A 13,734-nucleotide genomic window follows, 5' to 3' on the forward strand; every position below is an offset into this window, starting at 1 on the left:
TTACCTGGGCCGACAAGATGGTATTGTTGCCGCTGGAGACGATCGTTTGCACAGGAGCGACCTGCATGGTCGCGCTGGCGGGCGAAACCACATGCTTGAGCATCGGCGCCACCACGGGCGTGTTGCAGCCGTCGCCCAGATAGCTGGCCCGGATCCTGTAGGTATTATTCTGGCCGAGCGCAAACGGCACGACCAGCGTGGCGACCCCGTCGACCACGTCGGCGGTCAGCGTTTCGTAAAAGGTATAGGTCTCCCCTGAGAAGGAAAACGCGACCAGGCCGCCCGGATGATTGCCGGTGACCCGCACGCGCAATGTCAGCGGGTCGCCGTAGGCCGAGCCTGGCGCCACGGTAAAGCTGATGTCGCTGGTGACCGCCCGCAGGTTCAGCGCCACGCTGGCGGACACGGCCGCTGGCGCCGTCCCATCGCCCGCGTACACGGCGCGCACGTCGGCGATGCCGGCGGCGAGCCGGTCGAGACTGATCGAAGCCTGGCCGTCGACCACCGTCGCCGTGCCGAGCACCAGCTCGCCGCTCATGAACCTGACGGTGCCGCCGGCAGCGGCCGCGGCCATGGTGACATTCAGGCGCAGCGGCGAGGCGACATTGCCCTGCCCGCCATCGGACGTGAGCACCATGCCGCTTGCCGGACGCAGCACGGTCTGCTGCAGTACAGCCGAACTGGCCTGGCGGTTGTTCACATCGCCCGCGTACACGGCTGTCAACTGGCGTGCGCCGAGTTGCAGATGGTCGACCTGCAAGGTCGCGACCCCGTTCACCAGATTGGCGCTGCCGAGCAGGACGTTGCCATCGAAAAAGCTGACCGTGCCGTGCGGCGCGGCGCCGTCGACCCGTGCGCTGAGCAACAGCGGCGCGCCGGCGACCACGCTGGCGGCAGCGGCCGTGAGGTCCACCGTCACGCTCTCATCGAAGACCAGGCGGCTCAGTTCGGCCGAGACGCTGGCCGCACTGGCGGCGTCGCCCGCATACTCGGCGCGCAAGCTGGCCGGGCCGCCGGCCAGCGTGGCATCGAGCCTGGCCACGCCGTCGACCAGGGCAGCCTGTCCGACCAGGGTGGCGCCGTTGTAAAACTTGACGATGCCGCTGGTGAGCAGGTTGCCGGTCACCTGCGCCAGCAAGGCATAGCGGTCGCGCGCGGCGCCGGGCAGCGGCTGCGCGCTCAGGACCGTGGCGCTCGGCGCCAGGGCGACGTTCAGGCCGTGCGCCACCGATTCGCTCGGGCCCGCCGAACCGTAGCCGGAGTAGACCGCCGTGAAAGCGTAATCGCCGACCGGCAGCTTGCCCAGATGAAGATAGGCGTCACCGGAGCGATAGTCGGAGATGCCGATCAGCTGGCCCGCGCTATAGAAGGACACCGTGCCATATTCCACCCCTTCGCCGGACACCTTGACCCGCAGCGAGATCGGCTGGTCGCTGGTGGCGAGGGTCCGGTCGATGCCCTCGCGCTCGATCAGGAGCACGGTCTTGCTCGGCTTGGTGGGGGCGATCACGGGCGGCTTGGCCGCGGCGCTGACATTGATGTCGATCTTGTTGCTGGCACCGTGATTGACCACTTCCCCGGCATACACACCGCTCGCGCGGACGAACACTGCCTGCACCTGCGTAAGCCCGACGCTGGAGAGCGAGGTGAGCAGCGTGGCAACGCCGTTTTCGGTACTATTGTATCCGAGATAGGTCTTGCCGCTGTAAAAATAGACATAGCCGTTCAGCAGCTCCGGCTTGTTCAGGCCGTCGGCCGTAGTGATTTTTGCGCTCAGCGTCAGGGGCGCGCCCTGCACCACCGCGTCGGCGCTGGCGCTGATCTGGGCGACAGGAACCGAGTCGGGCGCCTTGTTGATGATGATCGACACGCTCGACGTCGAGGCGGCGTAATACTGGTCGCCCTTGTAACGGGCATCGAAATACGGCCAGTTGCCGTTCGGGGTATCGAACTGCACCCCGAGCGATGCGATGCCATTGACCAGCTTGGCGTAGCCGAGCACCCTGCCGGTGGCGCGTTCCACGAACTCCACCTCGCCGGTGGGAAGCACGCCATCCTTGCCGGTTACGGTGGCCGCGAACACGGCGGTTTCCCCCACCTTGACATAGCTGCCGGCGACATTGTTCAACTTGAGGTTGCTGCTGCTGGTGGCCGGCGTGACATTGACCGCCACTTGCGCCGAACTGGCCGCGTTGTTGGCGTCGCCCGAATACAGCACCGTCAGCGTGTTGACGCCCGCCGGCAGCGGATAAGCGGAAAATCCGAGCGACGATTCGGTTGCGGGAACACTGCGGATCAGGCGGCCCTGGCCGTCGATCAGCGACACCGTGCCGCCGGGATTGATGCCGGCCAAGGTGAACGAAATCGACACCGGATCGAAGGCGGCGGCCTGTTTGGTGGCGCTGGTGATGGACAGGGCCGTGTCCGGACGCGCGAAAGGCAGCGCATGCGCGATACTGTCGGCATTGTTGGCATCGCCCGCGTAGACCGCCACCACCTGCTCGGCGGGGACCGCGGAATCGAGCAGGTACAAGGTGGCCAATCCCTGCACGATCCTGGCGCTGCCGAGCAGCTGCTTGTTGGCATCGAAGAAGTTGACCAGGCCGGTCGGATTGAAACCGCGCACGTCGGCGACCAGGCTCAGTGCCGTGCGGGCACCGTTGCCGGTGCTGTTGGCGAACAGGGTGAGGTGGCTGGCCGCCGGCTCGACCGGGGTGGATAAGAGCGCCGAGCTGCTGCCGGCATTGGCCGTGTCGCCGGAATAGACGGCGACCAGTTCGCCGCTCCCGGCGGCCAGGTTGCGCACCGCCAGGGTCGCCACGCCGTGCATGACGGCGGCGCTGCCGAGCAACTGGCGGTTGCGGTCGTAGAAGCTGACGCTCCCGCCGGGGCGGTAGGCGTTGACCGTGGCCGTGAGCGTAATCTGCTCGCCGGCGTTCGGTAGCGGGTTCGACGATGTCAGCACGACCGAGGTCGGGGCGATCCCGATGGCCTGCTCCAGTCCCGCCGAGGTGCTGGCGGCATTCACGTCGTCACCGAGGTAGACGGCGCTGAGGCGATTGGCCCCGACCGGCAGCGATGGCAAAGCCAGGCTGGCCGCGCCATTGGCGAGCGCAGCGTAGCCGAGCAAGGTCTCGCCGCTGTAAAACGCGACCATGCCGGACGGATTGACCCCACTGACCTTGGCGCGCAGGGTCGCAGCGGAACCGGCCACGGGTTGGGCCAGCTCGAGCGCCAGCGCGACCGTACTCGGCTGGCCGGCCAGCACGTCGGCGCCGATCCGGTTCGAATTGCTGCCCACGTTGGCGGCGTCGCCGGAGTACACGGCGGTAATCTGGTGATGCCCCGGCGTCAGGCTGCTGGTAGTGAAACTGGCGGCATTGTTGACCAGGGTGGCGCTGCCGAGGAAGGTGGCGCCGGCAAAGAAGCTCACGGTACCGGTCAGGCTGCGCTCGGCGCCGATGGCGCTGGCCAGCGCCACGAAGGTGCGCGGGCTGTGCGGGCCGGCGGGCGTGCCGCTCTCGCTGATGCGCAGTGCCGTGGCGCTGCCGGCCAGGCGCAGCATGACCGCGCTGCCGTCGCCCAGCAGCGCGGTATCGATCGGCGTGGCCAGGCGGTTGGTCGCATACGGCGCGTCGCTGCCGTCATACAAGGTCTGGGTGGCGTAGCCGAGCGCATCGACCTGCCAGCTCAGGCGCCCGGCGGCGTCGTAGATGTTCCAGGTTTTCGCATCCGACGCCGCGGCGGGCGGACGCAGGCCGTCCAGGGTCAGGCCCAGCAGCGCTGTCAGAGCACCGGCGTTGGCCGGCGCCGCCAGGTCGCGCGCGGCGCCCATGGCGCCGCCGGGATTGACGCCGGTGGCGTAGGCGATGCTCTGGGTGCGATGACCGTTGACGTCGTAGCGGTACTCGCGCAGGGCGCCGCTGGAATCGACTTCTGCGCTCAGCTTGCCGGCCGCATCGTACAGCAGCAGCGTCTTGGCGCCGTTGGCGTTCTGGGTCAGGCGCAGGCGTCCCAGCGCGTCATACCAGAAGCGCGTCTCGCCCAGCACCGCGCCGGGCGCGCTGTCGATCCTGGCGGCCAGCTCGCCGGCCTGATTGAATACCGAGGTCGTCACCAGGCCCGTGCCGAGCGTGGTGCGCACGGTATTGCCGGCATCGTCGTACAGATTGGTGGCCGCCGCGCCGCTGTTGTCGAAGGTGGTGAGCGTGCGGCCCAGGCCATCGTAGGCGTAGCTGGTCACCAGGCCGCCGGCACTAATGCTTTGCAACAGTTGCCCGCTCTGGTCGTACACCATCTCGCTGACCTGCTGCAGTCCGTCGGCCACGCCGGCGCCGCTGCTGTCGAGCGTTTTCCAGCTGATCGTCTTGCTGACCTGGCCGCGGAAGTCGTAACTGATGTCGGTGCGCTGGTTGCGCGACTTGTCCGCCGTGGCGGCGGCCCAGCTCATGTATTCGGCCTCGCTCAGGTAGCCGCTGGCGCAGGTCTCCCCCACGTACTCGATGATGCTGGCGCGATTGCCGAAACCATCGTAACGATATTCGGTGACCCTGCCGCTCGGCGTGCGCGTAAAGCGCAGGCGGCCGGCGCTGTCGTAGGCATGCAAAGTCTGGCGCGAATCGCTCGCGTTCGTCGCACTCCAGACCGTCGTTTCCTTGGTGAGCTGGTTTTTGTCGTTGAAATCGCGGGTGATCTCGATGCCGAGTTCATCGATCGATTTTTTCTGGTTGCCGCGCGCATCGTATTCATAGCGGCTGACTTTGCCCGCGCCATCGGTGCGCGTCAACACGTTGCCGTCGGCATCGTAAGTGAAGCTGAAGCCGGTCGCAACGCCACCCACGGCAGGACCGTCGATCTCGGTCAGGCGGCCGGCGCTGTCGGTGGTCAGGGTCGTGACATTGCCGAGCGCGTCGGTGATGCGCGTCTGCGCGCCTGCGGCCGGCGCCTGCGCATAGTGCAGGGTCGCGGGCAGCTTGGCGAGCTGTGCTCCCGCCAGCAAGGCTTGATCGCCCAGCAAGGCGCGCAGCGCATCGGCGGCGCCGCCATCGGTAACGCCGTACAGGCTGGCCGCGATGCTGCTCCAGGTATCGCCCTGTCGTACCCGGTAGTAAGGCGCCACCGGCACGCCGGTGGCGGTGACATCGTAGCGCAAGGTGGCTGGAACCGGGGCCAGCTTGACGCCGGCGCCGAGCACCGGATTGCCGAGCGCCGCGCGCAGCACCGCCACGGCGGTGGGCTCGCTGGTGCCGAACAGGGCCTGGGTAATCGATGTCCAGGTGTCGCCCGTCTTGGCCACGTAGGTCGATTCCAGGGCAATCGCCGTGCTGGTGGTGTAATTGAGCGTGGCCGGCCAGCTGTCGATGCGCTTGCCCGCCGTCAGCGCCGGGTTGCCGAGCGCCGAGGTGAGCGCGGCCAGCAGGGATGGCGTGTCGGCGCGGTACAGCGCCATGGCGATACTGGCCCAGGTATCGCCTTCGCGCACGATGTAATACGGGGTCACCGGCGTGACGATCTGGAAGTCGAGCCGGGCCGGGAGACCGGTCAGCTTGCTGCCCCCAACCAGGTCCACATTGCCCATGGCGAGGCGCAGGGCCTCGGCCGCACCCGGCTCATTGCTGTGGTACAGCTGGCTGGCGATCGACTTCCAGGTATCGCCCGTCGACACGCGGTAATAAGGCGGCACCGTGACGGTGGCGGGTGTGAAGCTGAGCCAGGTCGGCAGCGGCGTCAGCTTGCTGCCTGCGACCAGGACCGGATTGCCCGCGTACGCCTGCAAGGCGGCCGCCGCCGCCGGGTCGGTGTTGCCGTACAGGGCGCCGGCGATGCTGGCCCAGGTGTCGCCAGCGCCGATCCGGTAAAACGGCGGCACCGCGATGGTGGTCGTGGTGTAGGCCAGGGTGGCAGGCAGACCGCCCAGCTTGGCGTTCGGCAGCAGCGCGACGTTGCCCATCAAGGCCTGCAAGGCCGCGCCGGCCTCGGGTTCGGGGGCGCCGTACAGGAGCGTGGCAATGCGGCTCCAGGTGTCGCCGACGCGGATCCGGTAGTGCGCCGGCACCGCCACCATCACCTGGTAGTCTAGGGTGGCGGGCAACTTGGTCAGCTTGGCGCCCGCCAGCAGGGTCGGGTTGCCCATGGCCTCCCGCAGCGCCGCCGCCGCGTCGGGATCCTTGCTGCCGTACAGTTTCAGGACGATCGCGTCCCAGCTGTCGCCTTGCAGGATGCGGTAGTGCGCAGGCACCTCGGTACTGCTGATGAGGACCTCGTAGTTGAGGGTCGCCGCCAGGTTGCTCAGCTTGGCGCCGGCCGTCAGGGGCGGATTGCCCAGCAGCGCCTGCAGCGCGCCGGCCGCTTCGGGGGCGCCGCTCTGGTACAGTTTGAGGGCAATGCCGGCCCAGGTATCGCCGGCGACGATGCGGTAGAACGGCGGCACCGTCACGCTGCTGGTGCTGGTGTAGCTGATGGTTGCCGGCAAGCCGGTCAGCTTGGTGGCGGGCGTGAGGGCGCGATTTCCCATGGCGCTTTGCAGGGCTGCCGCGGCGGCCGGGGTATCGGCGCCGTAGACTTTGGCGGCGATGCTGGCCCAGGTATCGCCAGTGGCGATCATATAGTAGGCCGGCACGGTGACGCTGGCGGTGACCGTGTAGGTCAGCTTGTCCGGAATATTGAGCAGCTTGGTATTGTTCTGCAGGGTCTGTCCGGCCATCGCTTTCTCGAACGCCGCCACTGCCGCCGGGTCCGTTGTCCCGTACAGTTTTTTGGCGATGGTGGCCCAGGTATCGATGTTCAGGATACGGTAGTACGGCGCCGCCGCCGGCACGGTACCGATCTTTGAGTAACTCATCGTATCGCGCATCTCGCTCAGCTTGCGCCCTGGCGTCAAGGGATCGGCGTGGATGGCGCGCATATTGGCGATCGTTTGCGCATCCGTGGTGCCGTACACATCCTTGGTGATACTGGCCCAGGTATCGCCGGCCTTGACCATGTAATACGGTTTGACCGAGACCACGCTGCCCGCCGTCACGCTGAGCGTCGGCGGCAGGGCGCTCAATTCGTCGCCCATGTAGAGCGCCGACAGGCCGAGCGCTTCCATCATGGCGTCGGCGGCCAGTTCGGTGCCGTATAACGCCAGCGCAACGCTCCAGCGGGTGGGATTGCCCTCGACCACGTAGGGCGTGGCCACACCGGTGCGCGCGTAGGTGGCGTTGGCGGCGAGCGTCGCAGTGCGCTGCAGCTTGCCCGCGAGCGCATCGAAGGACACCGTCACCATCGCCGGGTCGGTGGTCGAGATGGCCGATTTGATCACGTTCAAGGATTTGGCGGTACTGGTCGTATCTGTGCTGCTCAGGCTACCCGCGACGATGCCTGCGCTGACCGTTGCGCTCTGGGTATCGGTGCTCGACAAGGCGCCCGGAGTGAGCGTTGCACTGTGCGGGGCGACCTGGTTCTCGGTGGTCGACAGTTTGCCGGCATCGATCGGCAGGCTGATGGTGCCGCCCTGCGGCTCGGTCACCGCCAGTTTGGACGGATCGACCTGCGTGACATGGTCGACCACCTTGGGGTCGGTCGTGCCCAGCTTGCTGGAATCGAGCGGGACGCTGATCGGACTGAGCGGCGTGTCGCTGGTGGACAGCTTGTTCGAATCGAGCGTGACGTTACCGTTTTTGGTGGTGGTGTCGGTGGTGACGAGCTTGCCGCTGTCGACGCTGGCGTTGTGGTTGTTGACCACCGTTTCGCTGCCGGTCAGCCTGGACGGATCGAGCGGCGAGGTGGTGTCGATCATCTTGTCGCCGATGGTGTCGAGCTTGCCGGTGTCGACATTCGCCGTGGCCGGCAAAGCATTGTTCAGGTCGGCATAATCGAAGCGCGTGGTGCGCGCCACGCCGTCGACCAGCTGGCTCATGCTGGCGATCTGCCAGCTCGCGCCGACCTGCTTGTAGGTGAAGGTGGCGTGGGTGCCGTCGCTCTCGAGCACGCTGGCGAGGCGCTTGCTGTCGCCATCGTAGCCATAGGTGGTGACGTAGCTGCGGCCGTCGGCGATGCTGTTGTCTTCCGGGCTCAGGTCGACCGTCACGCTGCTCAGGCGGCCGAGGGCGTCATAGCTGTAGCGGGTGCGGGTCTGGATGGCGCCGCCGCGCGCTTCGGTATGGATCTGGCTCAGCTTGCCATTTGCATAGTCGAGCACCATTTTCTCGCCATCCTGATCGGTGATCGCGGCCAGGCGCTCGCCGCTGTAGGTGAAATCGAGGTAGTTGCCGCTGCGGTCGGCCTGGCGGATCATCTTGCCCTGGCCGGCGGTCCAGTCGTAGGTTTCGACCGTTTGGGTATCGCCATCGGTCCAGGTGAGCAGCTTGGTCTTTTCGTCGTACTTGATCAGGTCGTAGGCGCCCGCTCCCTCCCGGTGGACGTAGGCCTGCATGTGACCGTCGTAGCGGTAAACCGTCTGGGCGCCATCGCCGTCGGTGCGGGTGATCGTCCCGTCGGTATTGAAGGTCCCGGTCACGCTGCCCAGGCTGCGATAGAAGCCGATGCGCCAGTTGTCGGCGCTGCCTTCACCCTGGAAGTTGCCTTGACTGTTGTAGCTGCGCATGACCGTTGCGTCCAGCCCCTGCCCCATCAAGCGATCGTCACGGTTCAGCAGCACCAGGTTGCCGTTGGCACTGTTCACGTACACCTGCTGGCCGTTACGGCCAAGCGCGGCAGACCCGCTGCCGCCGTTCTGGCCCAGGGTCGACAGTGTTGTGAGGCTCAAACCCAGGGTGTTGCCGCTGACGATCGCTACCATATGTATACCTTGCGTGTGGATGGCTATCACCGGATAGCCAACAATGTTGGACGGGGTGGTCGTTTGCATTGCCAACACCGCATCGGGCGGCGTCGCCGCAGGCGCTGAAGTGTATTGACAGGCATTCGATTCGCGGCTCGACAGGCCGCTTCTGCCAATACATCTGAGGAAGGGCGGAAAAGTTTAGGTATTTTTGGAAATATTTCTAGTTGCCCTTCGACAGCGCGCGGCCGAGGTGCTTTGCAGCGGGCTGGGGGCATGAATGTGGATTCGTACTTACGCGAATCGCTGGCAACGACGATATGCCGGACCATGTCGATCAACCGTCCGGGACGGTGCCGGCGGTTGTCAGCCGGAGCCGTTTTAGCCCGGTGAAGCCGTTTCCAAGGGAGTCGCTTGGTCCAGGCCGCGCTGAAGCGGTCGTTGCGGGGCTTGCGGGTGAAGGCGGTTGCGTTCCATCCGGGCACGCATCGCCGCTTGCGCTGCGCGCCCTTGCCCGGCGCGCTCGAAGGTACGCCCGTCCCGCAGGGGGCGGGCGGCACAGGCGGCAGCGCCCTGTTAAACGAAAAAAGCCCCATCCTCTTGCGCGGACGGGGCTGTTCAGGCTGCGCCTGGGCGCAGCGGCGTGCTTACATCTGCTCGATCATCACATCGCCGAAACCGGAGCACGACACCTGGGTCGCGCCTTCCATCAGGCGGGCGAAGTCGTAGGTGACCTTTTTCGAGGCGATCGATTTCTGCATCGACTCGATGACCAGGTCGGCCGCTTCCAGCCAGCCCATGTGGCGCAGCATCATTTCAGCCGACAGGATCAGCGAACCCGGGTTTACATAGTCCTTGCCTGCGTACTTCGGCGCGGTGCCGTGGGTCGCTTCGAACATGGCGACCGAGTCCGACAGGTTGGCGCCCGGAGCGATGCCGATACCGCCCACTTGCGCGGCCAGCGCGTCGGAAATGTAGTCGCCGTTCAGGTTCAGGGTCGCGATGACGCTGTACTCGGCCGGACGCAACAGGATCTGCTGCAGGAACGCATCGGCGATCGAATCCTTGACGATGATGTCCTTGCCGGTCTTCGGATTCTTGAACTTGCACCATGGGCCGCCATCGATCAGCTCGGCGCCGAACTCTTTCTGGGCCAGTGCGTACGCCCAGTCGCGGAAGCCGCCTTCGGTGTACTTCATGATGTTACCTTTGTGAACGATGGTCACGGAAGGCTTGTCGTTGTCGATCGCGTACTGGATCGCCTTGCGCACCAGGCGCTCGGTGCCTTCGATCGAGACCGGCTTGATGCCCAGGCCCGAGGTTTCAGGGAAGCGGATCTTGGTGACGCCCATTTCCTTGATCAGGAAATCCATCAGCTTCTTGGCGCCTTCGGAACCTTGCTGGTATTCGATGCCGGCGTAGATGTCTTCCGAGTTTTCGCGGAAGATGACCATGTCGGTCTTCTCAGGCTCACGCACTGGCGAGGGCACGCCGGTGAAGTAGCGCACCGGGCGCAGGCAGACGTACAGGTCGAGCTGCTGGCGCAGGGCGACGTTGAGCGAACGGATGCCGCCGCCGACCGGGGTCGTCAGCGGACCCTTGATCGACACGACGTAGTCCTTCAGCACTTGCAGGGTTTCTTCCGGCAGCCATACGTCCGGGCCGTACACGGTGGTCGATTTCTCGCCGGCATAGATTTCCATCCAGCTGATCTTGCGCTTGCCGCCGTAGGCCTTGGCCACGGCTGCGTCGATGACCTTGATCATGACCGGGCTGATATCGACGCCGGTGCCATCGCCTTCGATGTAGGGAATGACTGGATTATCTGGTACATTCAGCGAAAAATCGGCATTGACCGAAATTTTCTGGCCGTCAGCAGGTACTTTGATATGTTGATACATCGTGATCTCCGAAGTGGACGCATAGCAGGCGACAACAAAAGTGGCGTCTGTCAGGCATGGTCTGCAATCTGAATTGGTTACTATAAATACGACGAGAGTTGTAGTCTTCTATAAGACATAAGACGCGCGTTTCATATTATGCACCAGTATTTTACTAGGCGCTACGGTTTTGCGACACTAACAAATGGCTTGCCGGCCGAACGGCGAGCTTACCACCTTCCAGTCATTCAATTATGCCCCTCATTCTCTTTAACAAGCCGTTCCAGGTGCTGTGCCAGTTCTCTCCCCAGGAGGGGCGTGCCTGCCTGGCCGACTATCTGCACACGCCGCGCATCTATCCGGCCGGCCGGCTGGACGCCGACAGCGAAGGGCTGATGCTGCTCACCGACGACGGCCGCCTGCAGCACAGCATCGCCCATCCCAACCACAAGGAAGCCAAGACCTACCTGGTGCAGGTCGACGGCGCGCTCGATGCCGCGGCGCTGGCGCGCCTGCAGGCGCCGCTCGACCTGGGCGACTTCGTGACCAAGCCGTGCAAGGCGGTGCAGATCGCCGAGCCGGGCTGGCTGTGGCCGCGCACGCCGCCGATCCGGGTCCGCGCCGACAAGCCGACCAGCTGGATCGCGATCACTTTACAGGAGGGGAAGAACCGCCAGGTGCGCAGGATGACGGCGGCGGTCGGCTTGCCGACGCTGCGCCTGGTGCGCAGCAGCATCGGGGCGTTTTCGCTGGCCACGCACCCCTTGATGCCGGGAGAATGGGTGGAAGTGCCGGCCGGGGACATGAAGAAAATCTGACACAGTTGCGTGGCCACAATTCTTGAACCGGGGTCGTCAACCGGGGTCAGACCCTAAACAGGGGTCAGACCCTAAACCGGGGTCAGACCCCATGCAAGCAACACCGGGGTCTGCCCCCTGTTTACAGACGACAAAAACCCGCCGGAGCCGAAGCCAGGCGGGTTGTTGAAGATGCTCACAAGCTCTGCCGCCGGACCGTGGTCCGCGCGGCGGCACAGGCTATTAAGCCAGCGCTTTCAGAGCGGCAGCCAGACGGCTCTTGTGACGCGCTGCTTTGTTCTTGTGGATGATTTTCTTGTCGGCGATGCTGTCGATGGTCGACACGGATGCCTGGAAGATCGATGCTGCGGCGGCCTTGTCGCCAGCCTGGATAGCCTTGCGCACTGCCTTGATAGCGGTACGCAGGGTCGAACGCTGCGACGAATTGTGAGCGTTTTGCTTAACTGCTTGACGAGCGCGCTTGCGTGCTTGTGCGGTATTTGCCATGGAATTTCCTAAATCGGGGTCAAGTTGCGTTTGCAAACAATAGCGTCTGTCAAACCAGTGTTTTTTCTACACCTTGTGTGTCAAACCAGTGCCTGCCAAACATTAGTGTCTGCGTAACAGAATTCTGTACAGCCTTCGATTATAGCGAAAACTTCCGGCAAGGGCAATTCAAAAATCAACATTTGTCGGCAGGCCCCGTTCGCGCCACGCTTGCCGGGCTATAATCCCGGCCCATGAACTTGCTCAAAACCCTGGCTGCCATCTCCAGCATGACCATGCTGTCCCGCGTCACCGGCCTGCTGCGCGAAAGCCTCTTCGCGCGCGCCTTCGGCGCGTCGGAATTCACCGATGCCTTCAACGTCGCCTTCCGCATCCCCAACCTGCTGCGCCGCATGTTTGCCGAGGGCGCCTTCGCCCAGGCCTTCGTGCCGATCCTGGCCGAGGTCAAGACCGAACACGGCGATAAAGGCACGCGCCCGCTGGTCGACAGCGTGGCCACGGTGCTGATCTGGTCGACCCTCCTGATCACCATCGCCGGCATCGTTTCCACGCCGCTGCTGATCAAATGGATCATGGACACCTCGCGCCAGACCCCGCAGGCCGAGCAGGCCGCCGTCTTCATGACGCGCATGATGTTCCCCTACATTATCTGCATGGCCTTCGTCTCGCTGGCCAGCGGCATCCTCAACACCTGGCGCCAGTTCAAGATTCCCGCCTTCACCCCGGTGCTGCTGAATATTTCCTTCATCCTGGCCTCGCTGTTCCTGGCCCAGCGCCTCGAACAGCCGATCTACGCCATGGCGTTCGCGGTGGTGGTCGGCGGCCTGTTGCAGGTGGGTATACAGATTCCGTCGCTGATGAAAATCGGCATGTTGCCGCGCATTTCGATCAATCCCATCGCCGCCCTGCGCGATCCGGGCGTGCACCGCATGCTGAAAAAGATGGGCCCGGCCGTGTTCGCCGTGTCCGCCGCCCAGATCAGCCTGCTGGTGAATACCGGCATCGCCTCGCGCCTGGGCGCCGGCAGCGTCTCCGCCCTCACCTACGCCGACCGCCTGATGGAATTCCCCACGGCCATGCTGGGCGTGGCGCTGGGCACCATTTTGCTGCCCAGCCTGGCCAAGGCGAATACCGAGGGCGACACCGGCGAATACTCGGCCCTGCTCAACTGGGGCCTGCGCCTGACCTTCCTGCTGGCCCTGCCCGCCTCGGTCGGCCTGGCCATGCTGGCCGAGCCGATGATCGCGACCCTGTTCCACTACGGCGCGTTTACCGCCAAGGCCATCCATGCCTCGGCCATGCCGCTGATGGCCTACAGCGCCGGCCTGGTCGGGATTATCCTGGTCAAGACCCTGACCCCGGCGTTTTACGCGCGCCAGGACGTGCGCACGCCGGTACGCATCGCCATCGGCGTGCTGGTGGCGGTGCAGTTGATGAACCTGGTGTTCGTGCCGCTGCTGGGCGTGGCCGGGCTGGCGCTGTCGATCGGCATGGGCGCCTGCCTGAATGCCGCCGTGCTGTACGCCATGCTGCGCAAGCGCGGCATCTACGTGCCGCAGGCGGGCTGGATCGTGTTCTTCCTCAAGCTGCTGGCCGCCGTGGCCGTGATGGGCCTGATCGCCTGGTACTGCAAGATCCAGTTCGACTGGGCCGCGCTGCAAGCGCGTCCGTGGCTGCGCGCCGGCGCCCTGTTCGCCATCGTCGGCGGCAGCGCCATGGCTTACTTCGTGGTGCTGTTCGGGCTGGGATTCCGCTTCAGGGACTTCAAGCGCAGCGGACGCTAAGC

General features: G+C 65.1%; 5 protein-coding genes (1 of these 5 running past the window's edge). 2 read left to right on the top strand and 3 right to left on the bottom strand.

Annotated features, from left to right (window positions below; all coding sequences use genetic code 11):
- Window positions 1-8,782, bottom strand: partial view of an Ig-like domain repeat protein gene (locus EJB06_RS20525; protein WP_164557977.1) — the start only. 18,233 nt of this gene lie to the left of the window's left edge; the window shows 8,782 of its 27,015 coding nt (coding positions 1-8,782); it begins with the start codon at window positions 8,780-8,782; its stop codon lies beyond the left edge, outside the window.
- Between the two features lie 629 nt (window positions 8,783-9,411).
- Complete coding sequence (gene icd / locus EJB06_RS20530; protein WP_126075887.1) at window positions 9,412-10,665, bottom strand: NADP-dependent isocitrate dehydrogenase; 1,254 nt, start codon at window positions 10,663-10,665, stop codon at window positions 9,412-9,414.
- A gap of 233 nt (window positions 10,666-10,898) precedes the next feature.
- Here icd and EJB06_RS20535 point away from each other — a divergent pair, with 233 nt between their 5' ends.
- Complete coding sequence (locus tag EJB06_RS20535) at window positions 10,899-11,462, top strand: pseudouridine synthase (RefSeq protein WP_126075888.1); 564 nt, start codon at window positions 10,899-10,901, stop codon at window positions 11,460-11,462.
- Window positions 11,463-11,684: 222 nt separating this feature from the next.
- Here EJB06_RS20535 and rpsT read toward each other — a convergent pair whose 3' ends face one another.
- The gene (gene rpsT / locus EJB06_RS20540; protein WP_054267030.1) at window positions 11,685-11,948 is read right to left on the bottom strand and encodes a 30S ribosomal protein S20; all 264 of its coding nucleotides are present in this window, start codon (window positions 11,946-11,948) and stop codon (window positions 11,685-11,687) included.
- Window positions 11,949-12,181: 233 nt separating this feature from the next.
- On the opposite strand from rpsT, the gene murJ reads away from it, so the two are divergent.
- A complete protein-coding gene (murJ, locus tag EJB06_RS20545) occupies window positions 12,182-13,732 on the top strand; it encodes a murein biosynthesis integral membrane protein MurJ (protein ID WP_126075889.1) in 1,551 nt (516 codons plus the stop codon).
- Window positions 13,733-13,734: the final 2 nt, after the last annotated feature.

It is taken from the genome of Massilia atriviolacea (assembly GCF_003953935.1).
GTDB classification, from domain to species: domain Bacteria; phylum Pseudomonadota; class Gammaproteobacteria; order Burkholderiales; family Burkholderiaceae_D; genus Telluria_A; species Telluria_A atriviolacea.